The following is a 17,479-nucleotide window of genomic DNA, read 5'->3' on the forward strand; positions in this document are numbered from 1 at the left end:
AGTGCGGGGGCCAGATCCACTCGGAGGGACCCCCATGCAGCACGCTGCGCACGACCGACCCCGCAGGTCGGGAGCCACACCGATCCGCCCCCTCGCGCTCCTGCTGAGCCTGCTGCTGGCCGTGGGCACGCTGGCACTCGGAGCCCCGGCGGTCGCGGCCGAACCGGGCGGGCCGCAGTTCGGCCCGGTGAGGACCGCATCGCTGCACGTCGGTGAGAAGGGCGAGATCCTCGACTTCATCCCCACGGGTGGGACCAACACCGTGGTCCGCAGCACAGGCGTCTGGAACGGCTCGCTGCAACTCGAGCCCGACGGCCGGCTCTGGACGGACGGGCCTCCGTTCGCCGGCACGCTGCAGCTGCGCCTGCAGGCGATCGACGACCAGGGCCGCACCGACGAGATCACCGTGGCCCTGACGATCTACGAGCGGCCCACGTTCTACAACGACGAGACCGCCGAGTTCCGCGAAGGCATCGAGTCCGACTTCACCATCACCACCTTCGGCTATCCCGAACCGAGCTCGCTGACCGCGGTGGGGCTGCCCGAGGGGTTCACCCTCGTCGACCACGGAAACGGTCACGGTGTGATCACCGGCAAGCCGGCCATAGGTACGTCGGGCGCCTACCCCGTGACCCTGACCTCCAGCATCGCCGGCGGCCCCTCGACCGTGCAGAACCTGATCATCAACGTCAGCCACAGCACGTTCAGCTCGCCACCCGTCGCCGAGATCACCGGAAACGGGCGGGTCGGCTCCACCCTGACCGCCACCCACTTCAACAACAACCCGACCGAGACCAGCGCCACCTACCGGTGGTTCCGCAACGGCGGCGCGATCCCCGGTGCCACCGGACGCACCTACGTCCCGGTCGCAGACGACCTGCATGCGAACCTCCACGCGAGCGTCACCGTCCACCTGGTCGGCTACCGCAGCGCCTCGGACGACACCGACGCCATCACGATCACCGAGGGCGCCATGAGCTGGACCGAGTACCCGTACGTGGCAGGCACCGGCAAGACCGGCTCCACGGTCAAGGTCACCGGCGGCACCCTGGACCCGGACGCCGACTCCTACACCTACCAGTGGGCCCGCGGCGATACGTACTCCCCCATCGTCGGCGCCACCTCCGTGGACTACGTCGTCAAGCCGGCCGACGTCGTGGCCGGATTCGTCTCGGTGAACGTCACCGCGCGCAAGGCCGGGTACGCACCCACCTCCGTGAGGATCCAGACCTCGACGTGGGACGCCGAGTTCGACACCGCACCGACGGTCACTCTCGAAGGCACCTTGTCCACCGGGAACACGATCACCGCGAAGACCACGGACGCCTCGCCGGCCCCGGACACGACGAGCCTGCTCTGGTTCCGCGACGGTGAGGAGTTCGCCAACGCGGAAACCACCTACACGCTCACCCCTGCCGACGCCGGCCACGAGATCAGGGTCGACTACCTCAACACCCGGGTGGGCTACACACCCGCCACCGCGACCGACAAGGGCGTCAGCGAGCACGGGACCGCCCCAGACCCTGTGGCGACCATGTCCGGAGACCCGGTCGTCGGCAACGAGCTGACGGTGAACCTCGCTCCGCGCACACCGGCCATCGAGACGGTGACCTACGAGTGGTCCCGTGACGGCGTCGTCATCGAGGACGAGACCGGGAACGGGTACACCCTGGTGCCGGCAGATGCCGGCACGTACCTCTCCGTCGTTGTCCGCGCCTCCTCACCGGGGTACTACGACACCACCGCGTACGTCGAGGCCTCCGGCATCACCACCGGCGGCATCTTCACCGTCAGCCCAGTCGTGCACATCACCGGTTCCCCCGCGGTGGGCGCCGAGCTGCGCGCGGTCGTCGAGGCCACCACACCCGCTGCTCAGGACGTCACCTTCGCGTGGCTGCGTGACGGTGTCGCCATCGCCGGTGCGACCAGCGACTCCTACACGGTCACCGTCGACGACGTCGGGACCCGGCTGAGCCTGCGTGTGATCACCGGCGCGGCCGGCTTCCAGGACGCGACCGGCACCTCCACGGCGATGGTCCCGGTCCCGGACCCGACGCCGACACCGACACCGACGCCGAAGCCGAAGCCGACGCCGACACCGAAGCCGACCCCGAAGCCGACCCCGAAGCCGACCCCGGCGGCCCCGGGACTGGGCAGGCTCGAGGTGACCGTGGCCTCCCCGACCTCCATCCGACGCGTCAGCACCACGGTGCGGGTGGCGGGTCTCGCACCGCGCGAGAAGTACCGGATCACCATCGGTCGCATCACGCTCAGGGGTCAGGCGTCCGCCTCGGGGACCGTGGCGCGCAAGGTCTTCCTGCCCAGGTGGATGTCCCTGGGCGCCAAGTCCGTCACCGTCACGGCCCTGGGCAGCAAGCGCGTGGCCCGTACCCCGATCCGCCTGGTCGCCGGGCGCAACCTGCAGGCGCGGCCGGCAGCGAAGGTGCTCGACCGGTGCGCGAGGACCACGGTCCGGGTCCGCGGCCTGGCCCCCCGCGAGCGGGTCACGGCGCGGTACGGCGGGATCCGCGTCTCTGGTAAGCGCGCCCACGCGAACCGCCGCGGCGTCTACATCGCCCGGTTCAACGTCGGCTGCAAGGCCGGGGTGCACCAGCTTGTCGTGCGTGGGAAGTACCCGCTCCGTGTCGCCCAGGTGAGCCTCCAGGTGCGCCGCACTCGGTGACCTCGGGCTCCGGTTCCTGGCTTGACCGCCGGGGCACGATGAGTGCATGGCTGATGTCGAAGTGAGGAACAACCCGTCCGAGAACCGTTACGAGGCCTACCTTGACGGCGAGCTCGCCGGCTTCGCGGCGTACGAGCTCGACGACCGGCGCATCGTGTTCACCCATACCGAGGTGGACGACCGGTTCGAGGGCCGGGGAGTGGGCTCGAAGCTGGCCCGTGGAGCGCTCGACGACGTGCGCGCCGAGGGCTCGCACCGAGTGGTCCCGCGGTGCCCGTTCATCAAGTCGTGGATCGAGAAGCACCCCGACTACGAGGAGCTCCTGGGGAGCCGCGACGCGGCGAGCTGAGGATCCCGGCATGGCACTGCCCTTGTCTGCGCCCGTTCTGTGAGCAATGGTCGGGGGATGGCTGAGAACTCAATCACTGTGGAACGAACCATCAACGCCCCCAGCGCCGAGATCTTCGAGGTGCTCACGAACCCCGAACGCCACGTCGAGCTCGACGGATCGGGCTTCGTCAAGTCCGACGAGAAGTCCAACCGGATCCAGGGGACCGGCGAGGTGTTCACCATGAACATGGAGGGTGACCACATGGGCGGTGAGTACCAGACCGAGAACCACGTCGTGGGCTATGACGAGAACAAGCTGCTCGCCTGGAAGACCGCTCCCGCCGGGGTGGAGCCTCCCGGATGGCAGTGGGTCTGGGAGCTCCAGTCCGAGGGGTCCGACTCGACCCACGTCCGGCTCACCTACGACTGGGACGCCGTCACCGACCAGGACCTCCTCAAGAAGGTCGGCTTCCCGCTGGTCAAGCAGGACCAGCTCGAGGACAGCCTGGTCCGGCTCGACGAGGCCGTCACCGGAGGCTGACCCGGCCGGGCACACATGCGGGCTAGCGTGCGGGCATGAACGAGCAGTCCGCACCCGCCGTCCTGACCGAACAGCGTGGCCCCGGTGGCCACGTCCTGCTGGTCACGCTGAACCGGCCCGAGGCACGCAACGCCGTCGACGCCGCCCTGGCCCGAGGTCTGGGTGACGCGCTCGAGCAGGCCGAGGCCGATGCGGCGATCCGGGCGGTCGTCCTCACCGGCGCGGGGGACAAGAGCTTCTGCGCCGGTGCGGACCTCAAGGCGCTCTCGCGCGGGGAGCCGCTGAACCCACCGGGCACCGAGCAGTGGGGCTTCGCCGGCTTCGTGAACCACCCGATCAGCAAGCCGGTGATCGCTGCAGTGCAGGCGACGGCGCTGGGCGGAGGCACCGAGCTCGTGCTCGCCTGCGACCTGGCTGTGGCCGCCGAGTCGGCCCGGTTCGGCCTGCCCGAGGTGCGCCGCGGCCTGATGGCTGCAGCCGGCGGGCTGATCCGGCTGCCCGAGCAGCTGCCCCGCAAGGTGGCGATGCGGATGATCCTCACCGGTGAGCCGATCGACGCGGAGACGGCGCTGCGCTGGGGACTGGTCAACGAGGTCGTCCCCGACAACCGGCTGCTGGACGTGGCCCTGGACCTCGCCGAGGTGGTCGCGGCCAATGCCCCGCTCGCGGTGCAGGCCAGCAAGCGGGTCGCGCTCGGGCTCCGCCCGGCGCAGGACGGGCGCCTGGAGCAGGTGGGCGAGCTGGACGCCTGGCGCGCCAACGACGACGAGATGGTGACGCTGATGGGGACCAAGGACGCACTCGAGGGCCCGACCGCGTTCGCCGAGAAGCGCGAGCCGGTGTGGAAGGCTCGCTGACATGAGCGCCACCGAGTCCCTCTCCGGGTCATCTTCTGGGTCATCTTCTGGGCACCTCGACGTCCTCGTGGTCGGCGCCGGGCTCTCCGGCATCGGTGCGGCGTACCGGCTCAAGACCGAGTGCCCGGGCCGCTCCTTCGCGGTGATCGAGGCGCGCGAGGTGATCGGCGGCACCTGGGACCTGTTCCGCTATCCCGGGGTCCGCTCGGACTCCGACATGTACACGCTGGGCTACGAGTTCAAGCCCTGGACCGGCGAGAAGTCCCTCGCCGACGGCACCACGATCCTGGACTACATCCACGAGACCGCCCGCGAGTTCGGCATCGAGGAGCACATCCGGTTCCGGACCCGGATCGTCGCCGCAGACTGGTCGACCGAGCACGCCCGCTGGACGGTGCGGCTCGAGACGCCCACCGGCCCTGAGGAGCTCACCTGCGGGTTCCTCTACTCCTGCGCGGGCTACTACGACTACGACGAGGTCTACCGGCCCGAGTTCCCCGGCGTGGAAACGTTCAGCGGTCAGGTGGTGCACCCGCAGTTCTGGCCCGCGGACCTGGAGTACGCCGGCAAGCGGGTCGTGGTCATCGGCAGTGGCGCCACCGCCGTGACCCTGGTGCCCGCGATGGCGCCCGAGGCAGCCCACGTGACGATGCTCCAGCGCAGCCCGAGCTGGATCGGCTCGGTCCCCCAGCAGGACAAGGTGGCCGACCTGCTCCGGCAGGCACTCCCGGCCCAGCTCGCGCACCAGTTGATCCGCACCAAGAACATCGCCCAGCAGCTCGCGCTCTACAACTTCTGCCAGCGGTTCCCCGGCCGCGCACGCAAGGTGCTGACCGGGCTGGTCGTGAAGCAGCTCAAGGACCCCGACCTGGTCGCCGAGCACTTCAACCCCACCTACGACCCCTGGGACCAGCGGTTCTGCGCCGTACCGGACGGCGACCTGTTCCGCACGATCCGTCGCGGCGACGCGGAGGTCGTCACCGACCACATCGACTCGTTCGTGCCCGAGGGCATCCGGCTGCGCAGCGGGCAGGTGCTCGAGGCCGACCTCGTGGTCACGGCCACCGGGCTCAAGCTCAAGCAGCTCGGCGGCGTCTCGCCCACGATCGACGGCCAGGCCCTCGACCTGCACGACCGGTTCGTGTGGCAGGGCGCGATGATGTCCGGCGTCCCCAACCTGGCGTTCTGCATCGGCTACACGAACGCGTCGTGGACCCTGCGTGCCGACCTCACCCACCGCCTGGTCTGCAAGGTGCTCAACCACCTTGAGCGGCACGACCTCGCCGCCGCGGCCCCGGTCGCGGACGAGGGGCTCGGGACCCGGCCCCTGCTCGACCTCTCCTCGGGCTACATCCAGCGGTCCATCGAGGAGTTCCCCCAGCAGGGCGACCGCGGGCCGTGGCGGGTGCGGCAGAACTACCTGCTCGACTCCTTGACCACGATGCGCCGGCGGCTGAGCGACTCGATGGAGTTCACCCCGAGGTCGGAGGTCGCCGCGGGGTCGCAGGTCACCGCGGGGACGCCGGTCACCGCGCCGCGCTGACCACCCGGTAGCGGACGAAGGCAGGGAGGGCGACCGCGGCCACCACCGTGACCACGATGACCAGCAGTCCACCGCCCGCAGCGGTCGCGGCCGCTCCGATCGAGACCGCGACCGCACCGTGGGCCACGTCGGCCACCCTGGGCCCACCGGCGACCACGACGGTGAAGATGCCCTGGAGCCGCCCGCGCACGGCGTCGGAGGCGGCGCTCTGCAGCATGCTCATCCGGAACGCGGCCGAGGCCATGTCGGCGGCGCCACCGACGACGAGCAGCAGCACCGCGGCCACCAGCATCGGCCACCGCCAGGTGTCGGCCAGCGCCACCGCCACGCCGAACCCGAACATGGCCGCGCCCCAGACCAGCACCGAGACGATCACCGCGAGGCCCTGGCGCTCGACCCGGGACACCCAGCCGGAGAAGACCCCGCCCAGCACGGCACCGATCGGGATCCCGGCGAAGAGCAGCGCGAACGCGAGCCCTCCACCCTCGGGGCCGCCGAAGTCGAGGTGGGCGATCTCGGGGAACAGCGCCCGGGGCATCCCGAAGACCATCGCGATCAGGTCCACGAGGAACGACATCAGCAGCACCGGCTGGCCCTTGAGGTAGGCCAGCCCGTCGAGCACCGCACGGATCCCCAGGGTCCCGGTCACGCCCTCGATGGGGAGCGGCGGGAGCAGCAGCACGGCGAACAGCGTCGGGATCAGCGTGAGCGTGTCGATCAGGTAGAGCCAGGAGAACCCGAAGACGGGGATCAGCGCCCCGGCGACGAGCGGTCCGCCGATCGCGCCGGCCTGCATCACGGTCATGTTCAGCGAGTTGGCGGCCGGCAACAGCGACATCGGCAGCAGCCGGGGGAGTACGGCGCTGCGCGTGGGCTGGTTGACCGCGAAGAACGCCTGTTGGACCGAGAACAGGCACAGCAGCAGCCACACGTCGACCGATCCCACCCACGCCTGGAGCCAGAACAGGGCGCTGGTGAGGATCAGCCCGAGGGTGGAGACGATCAGGATCGTGCGCCGGTCGATGACGTCGGCGAGCGCGCCGCCCCACAGGCCGAACACGACGAGCGGCACCAGGCCGAAGACGCCGGTGAGTCCGACGTACGCCGAGGAGCCGGTCTCGGCGTAGATCTGTGCCGGGACCGCCACCACGGTGAGCTGGGCGCCGATCACCGTGACGATGTTCGCGGCCCAGAGCCTGCGGAAGTGCGCGTTGCGCAGCGGCCGGGTGTCAGCCAGCCAGGAGCTCAATCGAGGGTCACGACTCCTTGACCAACGCCCGCACCTGCTCCACGCTGCCGCAGCCCTCGTCGAGCATCCGGTTGCGCTCCGCGGCCCAGGCGGCGCCGAGCTTGCCGCGCTCCTGCGGGGAGACGTCCTCGCGGGCCGGGTTCAAGATGTCGCGCTCCTCTTCGTCGAGGTGGTGCAGCAGGGTCTCGCTGAACTCGTGCACGGCGTTGCTGAAGTCCTCGTCGTAGAGCTCGGTCGCCTCCAGCAGCGGCAGCAGGGTCTCGTAGCCCTCCTGGTGCTCCTTGGCGCCGTGCTCGGCCTCCTCCTCGTCGATCGCGTCCTTGCGCTCGAGCTGCGGGTAGACCTTGCTCTCCTCGGCCTCCCCGTGGGCGACCAGCAGCTCGGAGATCTGGCGACGCAGCGCGTCCCGGTCGTTCTGCTCGTTGCGCAGCTCCCGCAGGAGGGCCTCGAAGAGGCGGTGGTCGTCCAGGATCAGCTCGACGACGTCTCCTGACTCGGGGCGCGGGATCTCGACGGGGGTCTGGTTGGGGGTCTCGTTGGCCATGGCGACAACTCTAGGCATCCAGGCGGCCTCTCAGGTGCGCCGGTCGAAGTCGATGGAGCCGTCGGGTCGGTACCGGTGCCGGTAGCCGGGGTCGTGGACGCGCTGGTGGTGCCAGTGGCACAGCGGCACGGCGTCCGCCAGGTCTGTCCTCCCGCCGAGGCGCCAGGCTCTTCGGTGGTGCAGCTCGCACCAGGCGTAGGGGCGCTGGCACCCCTCGGCCGCGCAGGTGTCGTGCTCGAGTCCCTTGGCGACTCGCTGGGCCTGGGAGAACAGCCGGCTCTCCCGGCCGAGGTCGAGGGCGACCGACCCGGTGCCGAGGACGGCCGGGATGATCCCGGCCGAGCAGGCCAGCCGCCGCGCCTCTCCAGCGGAGAGCGCCTGGCCGGTGTCGAGGTGGGCCGCTCGCAACGCGTCCTGCAGCACCTCGTGGCCGATCGTGACCACCACGGTGGCGGCGGTCTTGTCGTGGAGGTGGTCGGTGGGCAGGTGCTCCAGCAGCTCGGCGAACGCCAGGCCACGGCGCAGGTCCCAGTCGTAGGGCCGCGGAGCAGTCCGGTCCTGCGTGGCCTGGCTCCTGGCAGGCATCCGGCGGGGTGCGGTCATCGCGTCGATGATCTTGCGCAGGTGCGCGACCGCGGTGGTGGGCACGGTGAAGTGCCCGCTGGTGGTGCCGTCCCCGTTGTCGTGGAAGCTGAGTCGGGACCTCGAGCGCGCGATCTCCTCCTCGCTCCGCAGCTGACGGTCCTCGTGGGCGTCCACGACGGCTTGGTCGGGCTCGATCGCCTCGATGGCGCGGCGGGCCTCCCGGCGCAGCTGCTCGGGGGTGAACCTGGCGGCCTTCTCCACGAGCGCGGCCTCGACCGTGCGGCGCTGGGCGTCGCTGACCCCGTCGGGGAGCTGCCGGTCGGCGTGCAGGATCACCGCGGCGTGATCGGGGGAGACCAGTCCGGCGTCGAGCGCGTCCGCGGTGGTCTCGTGGTCCCCGGAGCTCAGCTCACGAGCGAGACCGACCTCCTTCGCGGCGCTGGCCCGCGAGGTGGTGGTCGTCGTCGCCACCCAGGCGGCGGTCCCGGTGAAGCCGGCGTCGGCAGCGCTCCCCGCCCTGTCGGCGGCGGCGACCAGCCTGAGCTTCACCGCGTCGATGCGCCGGCCGATCCGTTCGAGTCGGCGCACGGCCGCGGCGTACTCCCCGGACGCCAGCGACACAGGAGCCCCCGCCATCTCGTCCAGCGCTGCCTCGATCACAGCCAGACCCCCGAACGCGGGGTGCCCCGCGTCGGGGTGAGGGTCGAGGAGTGCCGTGGTCATGGGTTCATTCTCGCTCGCACACATGTTCGATAACAATGGGTGATCGGCGATCTGTGGAGAACTTCTTCCCGTCCCAGCTCGGGATCGTCCGCGTCGTCCGCGTCGTCGTACTCCCCGTCAGGGGCGACCGCTGTCGCGCAATTGCTGAGAAATGACACTCGATCTCGCGAGAACACTGCACTTTGCCAGCAATTGCGCGGCCGGTGCCGGCCCGCAGACCCCACCCCTCGCCAATCCGCTCCGCCGGCCCCCAACTCCGCACTTGCGCCAACAGCAGCGACACAGGGCCGCATCTGCGGCTACTCTGCCCGGATGGCGACGTACCGGATCAGGCAGGCGGCCGACCTGCTCGGGGTCAGTGACGACACCGTGCGGCGGTGGGCGGACTCCGGGCGACTGCGTACGACGACCGAGGGGTCGCGGCAGGTGGTGGACGGGGCCGAGCTGGCGACGCTGGCCCAGGAGCTCGCGGAGAGCGGGGAGCGACCCGGCCCGGGGCCGGTCGTCTCGGCCTCGGCGCGCAACCGGTTCGTCGGGCTGGTGACCAGGGTGGTGCGGGACGGCGTGATGGCCCAGGTGGAGATCCAGGCGGGGCCGCACCGGGTGGTCTCCCTGCTCAGCCGGGAGGCGGCCGACGAGCTGCAGCTCGAGCCGGGTGTGCTGGCGATCGCCACCGTGAAGTCCACCAACGTCGGCATCGAGCTGCCGGAGCAACGGTGAGCCCCAGATGAGGCCCACTGCGAGGCCCGCCCTGCTGGCGCTCGCTGCGTGCCTGGCGCTCACCTCGCTCGCCGGCTGCGGGTCCGGGTCGGAGGGGAGCGAGGTCACCGTCAGGGTGTTCGCGGCGGCCTCGCTGAGCGAGCCGTTCACCGAGCTGGCCGAGCAGTTCGAGGAGGACCACCCCGGCACCGAGGTCGAGCTCAGCTTCGGGCCGAGCTCCGGGCTGGCCCGCCAGGTCACCAACGGCGCGCCCGCGGACGTGTTCGCCTCCGCCGCCCCGGCCGAGATGGACACGTTGGTGCGTTCCGGCGAGGCCGAGGACCCGGAGGACTTCGCCACCAACACGATGGAGGTCGCGGTCCCGCCTGCGAACCCGGGCAAGGTCACCCGGCTCGCCGACCTCGCCCGTCCGGGCGTGAAGGTCGCGCTCTGCCAGGCGCAGGTCCCCTGCGGCAAGGTGGCGGCCGAGGTCTTCGCCAAGGCCGGGTTGAAGGTGCGAGCGGTCACCGAGGAGGTGGACGTGAAGTCGGTGCTCACCAAGGTCTCCCTCGGCGAGGTCGACGCCGGGGTCGTCTACGTGAGCGACGTGCTCACCGCCGGCGACAAGGTCGAGGGCGTGGAGATCCCGGCGGCGGTGAACGCCTCCACCACCTACCCGATCGCGGTGCTCAGCCGCTCCCGGCACGCGAGCCGGGCAGCGGAGTTCGTCGATTTGGTGCGCTCCGCCCGCGGCGCGGAGGCACTCCGCGACGCCGGATTCCAGGGCCCGCCCTGAGCGCGTCCCTGGGCGCCGCCCCGGGCCCGGCCCCGAGGACCGGCGCCCGGCGTCCTCCGTGGCCACTGGCCGTGCCCGCCCTGGCCGGCGCGCTGCTGCTCGTCGTACCCCTGCTCGGGTTGCTGCTGCGCGCTCCGTGGAGCGGTCTCGGCAGGATCCTGGTCACGCCCGAGGTGGTCGACGCCCTGTGGCTCTCGCTGCTCTCGGCGACGCTCGCGACCGCGATCTCGCTGGTGCTGGGCGTGCCGCTGGCCTGGGTCCTGGCTCGGTCCACGGTGCCGGGCATCCGCCTGCTGCGGGCGCTGGTCACCCTGCCGCTGGTGCTGCCGCCGGTCGTGGGCGGGGTCGCCCTGCTGCTCGTCCTGGGCCGCAACGGGATCGTGGGCCAGCACCTCGACCAGTGGTTCGGCATCACGATCCCGTTCACCACCGCCGCTGTGGTGATCGCCGAGACCTTCGTGGCGATGCCGTTCCTCGTGGTCGCGGTCGAGGGGGCGCTGCGGACGGCGGACCAGGGGTACGACGAGGCCGCGGCCACCCTCGGAGCCGGGCGGCTCACCGTGTTCTGGCGGGTCACCCTGCCGCTGATCCGGCCGGCGCTGGTCGCGGGTGCGGTGCTCTGCTGGGCCCGGGCGCTGGGGGAGTTCGGGGCCACGGTCACCTTCGCCGGGAACCTGCCCGGGGTGACCCAGACGATGCCGCTCAAGGTCTACCTGGCGATGGAGACCGACCCGGACGCGGCCCTCGCGCTGTCCCTGGTCCTGCTGGCGGTCTCCGTGGCGGTGCTGTTCGCGCTGCGGGGCCGCTGGTTCGGCGCGGGCGGTGCCGGGTGAGCGAGCCGTCGGCCCAGGGGCTGCACTTCGACGGTGCCGTACGCCGGGGCTCCTTCGAGCTCGCGGTGGACTTCTCCGTGGGACCGGGGGAGGTGCTCGCCGTCCTGGGGCCCAACGGCGCCGGCAAGTCGACCCTGCTCCGCGCCATCGCCGGGCTCGAGGAGCTCAGCAGCGGGTCGGTCACGGTGGCCGGCACGGCCTGGCAGCGGCCCGGGCGGTTCCTGCCGGTCGAGCAGCGAGCCACGGGGATGGTCTTCCAGGACCACCGGCTCTTCCCCCACCTCGACGTGCGCGACAACGTGGCGTTCGCGGCCAGGTCGCGCGGGGTCGCCCGCGCCGCCGCCAGGGAGCAGGCCACCGACTGGCTCGACCGGCTCGAGCTCGGCGCCCTGGCCTCGCGCCGGCCGCACCAGCTCTCGGGTGGCCAGGCCCAGCGGGTCGCGCTGGCCCGCGCCCTGGCCCGGGACCCCGAGGTGCTGCTGCTCGACGAGCCGATGTCCGCGCTGGACGCGGGGGCCCGGATCGAGGTGCGGGCGTTCCTGCGCGCGCACCTGGCCGAGTTCGCCGGCCCGGTGGTGCTGGTCACCCACGACCCCCTCGAGGCGATGGTGCTGGCCGACCGGCTGCTCGTCGTCGAGGGCGGCGGCGTCCTCCAGCAGGGGCCCCCGGCCGAGGTGGCCCGCCGCCCGGCCTCGTCGTACGTCGCCCGGCTGGTCGGCCTGAACCTGTGGACGGGCGTCCTCGACCCGGACGACGGCACCGTGCGGCTCGACGAGGGCGGCCGCTTCGCCGTCTCGACCGACGCCCCGGGGGGACGTGTGCTGGTCTCGCTGCGCCCGAGCGCGGTCACGGTGCACACCCAGCGGCCCGAGCACACCAGCACCCGCAACGTCTGGCAGGGGACCGTCTCGGACCTCGAGCTGCTCGCGGACCGGGTCCGGGTGCGGGTCCTCGGCGAACCCTCGGTGCTCGTCGACGTGACCGCCGCGGCCGTCGCCGAGCTCGGGCTCGACGTGGGCACCGAGCTGTGGCTCTCGGCGAAGGCGACCGAGGCGGAGGCCTATCGGGAGACGGCCCCGCAGAGTGGCCCGAAGACTGGCCCGGGCGCTGGGAGCCTGCTGTAATCGCGCTGTGAGAGAGCGCTCACGCCCAGAACGGGCGTCACCGGCCACTGTCGTGACAAGATGCCTCGTTAGTCGGTCTCAAGCGAGCGGGAACGATCTCTGCTAACCAAGGGGATGCCCACATGACCACGCCTTTCCTGCCCGAGTTGACGACCACGTTCAGCTCGTTGGCCGAGGTCATCTACTCGGGTCAGTCCTACGAGTCCATCTACGAGACGCTCTGCCACAGCGCCGTCGAGCTCATCGACGGCTGTGACCACGCCTCGATCATGCTCCGCCGCCACGGGCGCCACGTCACCGGGGCCGCGTCGGACGAGGTGGCCCGTGCCATCGACGAGCTGGAGAAGGCGCTCGACCAGGGACCCTGCATCGACGTCCTCGACGAGGACATGCCCGACCAGCACCTGTGCCCGGACCTGACGCTGAGCAGCCCCTGGCCCGAGCTGGCGGCCCGGATCCTTGCTGGGACCGAGGTCAAGGGCATGGGTGGGTTCCGGATCCGTCAGGACGGGCAGAAGGTGGGCGCGCTGAACATCTTCAGCGACAACGTGGACGCCCTGAACCAGCGCTCGCTCGACCAGGCGGTCATGCTCACGGCGTTCGCGTCGGTGGCGTTCGCCGCCCTCGACCGGGGCGAGGAGGCCAGCACCCTGCGCCGCGGGCTGCAGAGCAACCGCGAGATCGGCAAGGCGATCGGCCTGATGATGGCCACGCACAACATCGACGACGACCAGGCCTTCGAGATGCTCTCCAAGGTGTCCCAGGAGATGAACATCAAGCTCGCCCAGGTCGCCAACCAGGTCATCGCCCACCACCGCAAGTGATTAGCCGGCCTGCGGAGCGGGTACATGAAGGGCCGGTGGGTCCAGCTTCGGGCCCGCCGCGACTGTGCGGCGTACGCATCGGTGCCTCTCACTGACACTTCTCGGGGCCTTGCGTCCGTCGCACGCCCGTTCACCCCGATCAGACGAGGAGTGCCGAGACATGGCTACTGAAGACAAGGCCGCACACAAGGCCGAGGACATCAAGGGCAAGGTCAAGGAGACCGCGGGCAAGGCGACCGGCGACGACTCCATGGAGACCGAGGGCAAGGCCGACCAGAGCAAGTCCTCGCTCAAGCAGGCCGGCGAGAACGTCAAGGACGCCTTCAAGGGCTGAGCCCCCAGCAACGCCACGGGGCCGAGACAGGCCCGTGGCGACTTGGCAGCCCCCGCTGAGCATGGTCGGATCGACCGCATGTGTCCCTTTGCATCGCGTAGATCCGTGAAAGCCATGGCCGGCGGGGGCTTCCTGCTGCTGGTGCTCAGTGCCTGCAGCCTCCCCGGCACCGGCCCGGACCCCGAGGAGACGATGGGGGACCTGGCCACGGCGCTCTCGGCGGGCGACGTCGCCAAGATCGACTTCACCGGGGACGACGACGCCGCCGCCAAGGCGTACAAGACCGTGACCGCGGGGCTCGGCCGTCCCGAGGTCTCCGCGGGCGAGGTCACCGAAGGCACGGGGGACGGCGACGAGAGCGACACAGCCACCGGCACGCTGAAGTGGCGCTGGAAGGTCGGGGCGAAGACCTGGTCCTACGACACCGAGGTCGCGCTCGCCCGTGCCGAGACCGACGACGGCAAGGCCTGGCTGGTGCGCTGGAGCCCCAGGATCGTGGAGCCGTCGCTCGAGGCCAACGAGGTGCTGGACCAGACGTCGGTCAAGCCCCAGCGTGGCAACATCCTCGGCGCCGGCGACAAGCCCGTGGTGGCCCCACGGCCCGTGCTCCGGGTGGGGATCGACAAGACCCGGATCTCCCCGGCCCAGGCCGAGCGCTCGGCCGAGACCCTGGCGGGGCTCGTCGACATCGCCGCTCCGCCGTACCTCAAGCAGGTCGCGGCCGCCGGGCCCAAGGCCTTCGTCCAGGCGATCGTCTACCGCCGCGAGCAGGCGCCCCGCGGGATGCTGCTGGGGCTCGAGGACATCCCCGGCGCCCGGGCGATCTCCGACCGGCTGCCGCTCGCCCCCACCAAGGACTTCGCCTCCGCCCTGCTCGGCAGCGTCGGCAGCGCCACCGCGGAGCTGGTCGAGGACAGCGACGGGCGGATCAAGGCCGGCGACGAGGTCGGCATCTCCGGCCTGCAGCTGCGCTACGACGAGCAGCTGTTCGGTACCCGCGGCACCACCGTCGCGGCCGTGGCGCCCCAGGGCGTACGACGCACCCTGTTCACCGCCCCGCCGGTGGCCGGGCAGCCGCTGCGGACCACCCTCGACCTCTCCGCCCAGCGGGCCGCGCAGGACGCGCTCGCCGGCGTCGGCCCGGCCAGCGCCCTGGTCGCGATCCGGCCCTCCACCGGGGAGCTCGTCGCCGTGGCGAGCGGACCCGGCTCCCAGGGCTACAACACCGCCACCGTCGGCCAGTACGCACCCGGCTCGACGTTCAAGATCGTCACCGCGCTCGCCCTGCTCCGCTCGGGCCTGACGCCGACCTCGCAGGTCGACTGTCCCGCCACCACGGTCGTGGACGGCAAGACCTTCAAGAACTACGACGACTACCCCTCCTCTGCCCTGGGCCGGATCACCCTGGCGGAGGCGTTCGCCAACTCCTGCAACACCGCCTTCATCGGCCAGCGCGACCAGGTCGGCGACGACGAGCTCGCGCAGGCGGCCGCCGCCCTGGGCCTGGGCGTGGACCAGGACACCGGCTTCCCGTCGTTCTTCGGCAAGGTCGGCCGGGCTGGGAGCGAGACCCAGGCGGCGGCCAGCCTGATCGGGCAGGGCTCCGTGCTCGCCTCGCCGATGGCGATGTCCGCCGTCACCGCCTCGGTGGTCAAGGGTTCAGCCGTCGTACCGACCCTGCTGCCCGAGCACGAGGCGGACGAGAAGGAACCCGCCCAGCCGCTCACCGCGGCCGAGGCCGACCAGCTGCAGTCGCTGATGGCCGGGGTGGTCGAGCGCGGGAGCGGCGCCCTCCTCAAGGGCCTCCCCGGCGGCCGGGTGATCGCCAAGACCGGGACGGCCGAGTTCGGCGAGAAGCCGCCGCTGCCGACCCACGCGTGGATGGTCGCCGGCCGCGACGACCTGGCCGTCGCGGTCTTCGTCGAGCGCGGCGAGTCCGGATCGGGTTCCGCCGGCCCCGTCCTGCGCCAGTTCCTCGCTAGGGTGCGCTGATGCAGCCTCGCAACCACTGGGTCCGACGCAGTGAACAGCTCGACCCCGTGGCCGACAGCCACGAGATCAGCCTGCACGTGTCGGCCTACGACTTCCCGTGGGACAACCTGCAGGCGCTCTCGTTCGCGCTCTTCCGCACCTACGCGGTCCCCTCGATCGGGCGTCTCCTCGACCAGACCCAGGAGTTCACCGGCCAGGTCCAGAAGAGGTACGACGACACCGGGCTGCTGCTCGAGGAGGTGCAGCGGCACGGCCTCGACAGCACCCGCGGGCGCTCCGCCGTACGCCGGATCAACCAGATGCACGCGATGTACGACATCAGCAACGACGACTTCCGCTACGTGCTCGCCACCTTCGTCGTGGTGCCCAAGCGCTGGATCGACGACTTCGGGTTCCGGTCGCTGAGCCCCAACGAGGTCGCCGCCGTGACCAACTACTACATCGAGCTCGGCCGGCACATGGCGATCAAGGACATGCCCGCCGACTTCGCCGGCTTCGAGAAGCTCCTCGACGACTACGAGCGCGAGCACTTCGCCTTCGACCCGGGCGGCCGCCGGGTGGCCGACTCCACCCTGGACCTGATGACCACGTTCGCGCCCAACAAGTACGCCCCCAAGTGGGTGGTGAAGCGGTTCGCCTACTCGCTGATGGACGAGCCGCTGCTGCGCGCGTTCCGCTACCCGGTCCCGGGGCGGATCGAGCGGGGTTTCTTCCGCGGCGCGATGGCGGTGCGGGCGCGGCTGCTGCGGCTGTTCCCGGCCCGCTCGAAGCCGAAGTGGGTCAGCGAGTACGGCTACTTCCGCACCTACCCCGCGGGCTACGACATCGCCCACCTCGGGACGTTCCCCGCCTCGGATCACTAGTCTCGGCGCATGCCCAGCCTCCAGCACGCCGTCGTGACCCGAGTGGTGCCGCTGCTGCGGCGCAACCTCTCGCCCGACGACCTGCCGGCGATGCGTACGGCGATGACCGAGCACAACCGCACGATCGTGCAGGGCCCGCCGCGCGACGTACGTCGCACCCACCAGCTCTCGATCAGCAACGTCCACGGCTTCCCGGCGCACACGATCTGGAGGGCCGGGGCCGAGCTGCCCGGCCGCACCGTGCTCCATCTGCACGGAGGGGCCTACGTGCGCCCCTCCAGCCCCCAGCACTGGCGGTTCCTCGCCCGGTTGTCCGACGCCCTCGGCGCGAGAGGCGTGCTGCCCGCCTACCCGCTCGCGCCGGAGTTCACCGTCGAGGACTCCTTCGACGCGATGGTGGCGCTGTTCGACGACCTCGCGGCGACCTCGCCGCAGGGCGTCACGTTGGTGGGGGACTCCGCCGGGGGCGGCTACGCACTCGCGTTGGCTCAGGCGCTGCGCGACCGCGGCGGTCCCCAGCCCGACCGGTTGGTGCTGATCGCTCCCTGGGTCGACCTGACCGGCACCACCCCCGGGACCCGGGAGGCCGCCGACCGCGATCCGTGGCTGTCCTATCCGCACCTGTCGGTCTACGCCTCCTTCTGGGCGGGCGGCACCGAGCCCGGCCGGCTCGCCGACCCGCGGGTCAGCCCCGGGCTCGGCGACCTCGCCGGGCTGCCCCCGGCGCTGATGCTGTGCGGCACCCGCGACCTGCTGCAGCCCGGCTGCGACGCGCTGTTCGAGCGCGCGCAGGAGTCGGACTGGGAGCTGGAGTACGTCGTGGCGCCCGACCTGATCCACGTCTACCCGCTGCTGCCGATCCCGGAGGCCCGCGAGGCCCTGGAGTCGGTGATCGAGTTCTGCAGGCACGGCTGAGGGGCCGAGCGCAAGCACTTGCGGAGTGTCGATCCCGGCAGCCG

17 protein-coding genes are annotated in these 17,479 nt (G+C 71.4%); 14 read left to right on the top strand and 3 right to left on the bottom strand.

The window, feature by feature from the left end; genetic code table 11:
• Positions 1-34 precede the first annotated feature (34 nt).
• From AC4BGB_RS12380 to AC4BGB_RS12400, 5 genes are read left to right on the top strand one after another with little or no spacing between them, the layout of a single operon-like run.
• Positions 35-2,683 carry a hypothetical protein gene (locus tag AC4BGB_RS12380; RefSeq protein WP_490547170.1) on the top strand — a complete coding sequence of 883 codons (2,649 nt, stop codon included), beginning with the start codon at positions 35-37 and terminating at the stop codon, positions 2,681-2,683.
• 46 nt (positions 2,684-2,729) lie between these two features.
• On the top strand, positions 2,730-3,032 hold the full coding sequence (locus AC4BGB_RS12385) for a GNAT family N-acetyltransferase (RefSeq protein WP_490547171.1): 303 nt from the start codon (positions 2,730-2,732) through the stop codon (positions 3,030-3,032).
• A gap of 57 nt (positions 3,033-3,089) precedes the next feature.
• Positions 3,090-3,554, top strand: a complete 465-nt coding sequence (locus AC4BGB_RS12390; protein ID WP_490547172.1) for an SRPBCC family protein — start codon at positions 3,090-3,092, stop codon at positions 3,552-3,554.
• A 35-nt stretch (positions 3,555-3,589) separates the two neighbouring features.
• Positions 3,590-4,411: a crotonase/enoyl-CoA hydratase family protein gene (locus AC4BGB_RS12395; RefSeq protein WP_490547173.1), complete on the top strand. Its 822-nt coding sequence runs from the start codon at positions 3,590-3,592 to the stop codon at positions 4,409-4,411.
• Between the two features lies 1 nt (position 4,412).
• Positions 4,413-5,954 carry a flavin-containing monooxygenase gene (locus AC4BGB_RS12400; RefSeq protein WP_490547174.1) on the top strand — a complete coding sequence of 514 codons (1,542 nt, stop codon included), beginning with the start codon at positions 4,413-4,415 and terminating at the stop codon, positions 5,952-5,954.
• Here AC4BGB_RS12400 and AC4BGB_RS12405 read toward each other — a convergent pair.
• From AC4BGB_RS12405 to AC4BGB_RS12415, 3 genes are read right to left on the bottom strand one after another with little or no spacing between them, the layout of a single operon-like run.
• The gene (locus AC4BGB_RS12405; protein WP_490547175.1) at positions 5,938-7,203 is read right to left on the bottom strand and encodes an MFS transporter; all 1,266 of its coding nucleotides are present in this window, start codon (positions 7,201-7,203) and stop codon (positions 5,938-5,940) included. The two genes, AC4BGB_RS12400 and AC4BGB_RS12405, sit on opposite strands and share 17 nt — an antisense overlap.
• A gap of 7 nt (positions 7,204-7,210) precedes the next feature.
• Positions 7,211-7,747: a hemerythrin domain-containing protein gene (locus AC4BGB_RS12410; RefSeq protein ID WP_490547176.1), complete on the bottom strand. Its 537-nt coding sequence runs from the start codon at positions 7,745-7,747 to the stop codon at positions 7,211-7,213.
• Between the two features lie 30 nt (positions 7,748-7,777).
• On the bottom strand, positions 7,778-9,055 hold the full coding sequence (locus tag AC4BGB_RS12415) for an HNH endonuclease signature motif containing protein (protein ID WP_490547177.1): 1,278 nt from the start codon (positions 9,053-9,055) through the stop codon (positions 7,778-7,780).
• 312 nt (positions 9,056-9,367) lie between these two features.
• Between AC4BGB_RS12415 and AC4BGB_RS12420 the strand changes: the two genes are divergently transcribed.
• The 9 genes from AC4BGB_RS12420 to AC4BGB_RS12460 all read left to right on the top strand — a co-directional run bounded on the left by AC4BGB_RS12420 (position 9,368) and on the right by AC4BGB_RS12460 (position 17,435).
• The gene (locus tag AC4BGB_RS12420; RefSeq protein WP_490547178.1) at positions 9,368-9,775 is read left to right on the top strand and encodes a TOBE domain-containing protein; all 408 of its coding nucleotides are present in this window, start codon (positions 9,368-9,370) and stop codon (positions 9,773-9,775) included.
• Positions 9,776-9,782: 7 nt separating this feature from the next.
• Positions 9,783-10,550 (top strand): molybdate ABC transporter substrate-binding protein, encoded by a 768-nt coding sequence (gene modA / locus AC4BGB_RS12425; protein WP_490547179.1) that lies wholly within the window; start codon positions 9,783-9,785, stop codon positions 10,548-10,550.
• A gap of 71 nt (positions 10,551-10,621) precedes the next feature.
• Entirely contained in the window at positions 10,622-11,383 is a 762-nt protein-coding gene (locus AC4BGB_RS12430) for an ABC transporter permease (RefSeq protein WP_490547180.1), read from the top strand.
• Positions 11,380-12,507 (top strand): ABC transporter ATP-binding protein, encoded by a 1,128-nt coding sequence (locus tag AC4BGB_RS12435; RefSeq protein ID WP_490547182.1) that lies wholly within the window; start codon positions 11,380-11,382, stop codon positions 12,505-12,507. The genes AC4BGB_RS12430 and AC4BGB_RS12435 overlap by 4 nt, the downstream gene beginning before the upstream one ends.
• Positions 12,508-12,629: 122 nt before the next feature.
• Positions 12,630-13,331 carry an ANTAR domain-containing response regulator gene (locus AC4BGB_RS12440; protein ID WP_490547183.1) on the top strand — a complete coding sequence of 234 codons (702 nt, stop codon included), beginning with the start codon at positions 12,630-12,632 and terminating at the stop codon, positions 13,329-13,331.
• A gap of 160 nt (positions 13,332-13,491) precedes the next feature.
• A complete protein-coding gene (locus AC4BGB_RS12445) occupies positions 13,492-13,665 on the top strand; it encodes a CsbD family protein (RefSeq protein ID WP_490547185.1) in 174 nt (57 codons plus the stop codon).
• Between the two features lie 114 nt (positions 13,666-13,779).
• Positions 13,780-15,657: a penicillin-binding transpeptidase domain-containing protein gene (locus tag AC4BGB_RS12450; protein WP_490548437.1), complete on the top strand. Its 1,878-nt coding sequence runs from the start codon at positions 13,780-13,782 to the stop codon at positions 15,655-15,657.
• Positions 15,657-16,520, top strand: coding sequence for an oxygenase MpaB family protein (locus tag AC4BGB_RS12455; RefSeq protein ID WP_490547186.1), 864 nt, complete (start codon positions 15,657-15,659; stop codon positions 16,518-16,520). Before AC4BGB_RS12450 ends, AC4BGB_RS12455 begins: the two co-directional genes overlap by 1 nt.
• Positions 16,521-16,529: 9 nt before the next feature.
• Entirely contained in the window at positions 16,530-17,435 is a 906-nt protein-coding gene (locus AC4BGB_RS12460; RefSeq protein ID WP_490547187.1) for an alpha/beta hydrolase fold domain-containing protein, read from the top strand.
• Positions 17,436-17,479: the final 44 nt, after the last annotated feature.

Source organism: Nocardioides sp. Z30_9 (genome assembly GCF_058215735.1).

What these genes read in the sequence shown, in the direction of transcription:
- AC4BGB_RS12460 (WP_490547187.1), top strand. Translation starts at nt 16,530, where the DNA reads ATGCCCAGCCTCCAGCACGCCGTCGTGACCCGAGTGGTGCCGCTGCTG.
- AC4BGB_RS12420 (WP_490547178.1), top strand. Translation starts at nt 9,368, where the DNA reads ATGGCGACGTACCGGATCAGGCAGGCGGCCGACCTGCTCGGGGTCAGT.
- AC4BGB_RS12440 (WP_490547183.1), top strand. Translation starts at nt 12,630, where the DNA reads ATGACCACGCCTTTCCTGCCCGAGTTGACGACCACGTTCAGCTCGTTG.
- AC4BGB_RS12455 (WP_490547186.1), top strand. Translation starts at nt 15,657, where the DNA reads ATGCAGCCTCGCAACCACTGGGTCCGACGCAGTGAACAGCTCGACCCC.
- AC4BGB_RS12445 (WP_490547185.1), top strand. Translation starts at nt 13,492, where the DNA reads ATGGCTACTGAAGACAAGGCCGCACACAAGGCCGAGGACATCAAGGGC.
- AC4BGB_RS12410 (WP_490547176.1), bottom strand. Translation starts at nt 7,747, where the DNA reads ATGGCCAACGAGACCCCCAACCAGACCCCCGTCGAGATCCCGCGCCCC.
- AC4BGB_RS12385 (WP_490547171.1), top strand. Translation starts at nt 2,730, where the DNA reads ATGGCTGATGTCGAAGTGAGGAACAACCCGTCCGAGAACCGTTACGAG.
- AC4BGB_RS12415 (WP_490547177.1), bottom strand. Translation starts at nt 9,055, where the DNA reads ATGACCACGGCACTCCTCGACCCTCACCCCGACGCGGGGCACCCCGCG.
- AC4BGB_RS12380 (WP_490547170.1), top strand. Translation starts at nt 35, where the DNA reads ATGCAGCACGCTGCGCACGACCGACCCCGCAGGTCGGGAGCCACACCG.
- modA (WP_490547179.1), top strand. Translation starts at nt 9,783, where the DNA reads ATGAGGCCCACTGCGAGGCCCGCCCTGCTGGCGCTCGCTGCGTGCCTG.
- AC4BGB_RS12390 (WP_490547172.1), top strand. Translation starts at nt 3,090, where the DNA reads ATGGCTGAGAACTCAATCACTGTGGAACGAACCATCAACGCCCCCAGC.
- AC4BGB_RS12400 (WP_490547174.1), top strand. Translation starts at nt 4,413, where the DNA reads ATGAGCGCCACCGAGTCCCTCTCCGGGTCATCTTCTGGGTCATCTTCT.
- AC4BGB_RS12395 (WP_490547173.1), top strand. Translation starts at nt 3,590, where the DNA reads ATGAACGAGCAGTCCGCACCCGCCGTCCTGACCGAACAGCGTGGCCCC.
- AC4BGB_RS12450 (WP_490548437.1), top strand. Translation starts at nt 13,780, where the DNA reads ATGGCCGGCGGGGGCTTCCTGCTGCTGGTGCTCAGTGCCTGCAGCCTC.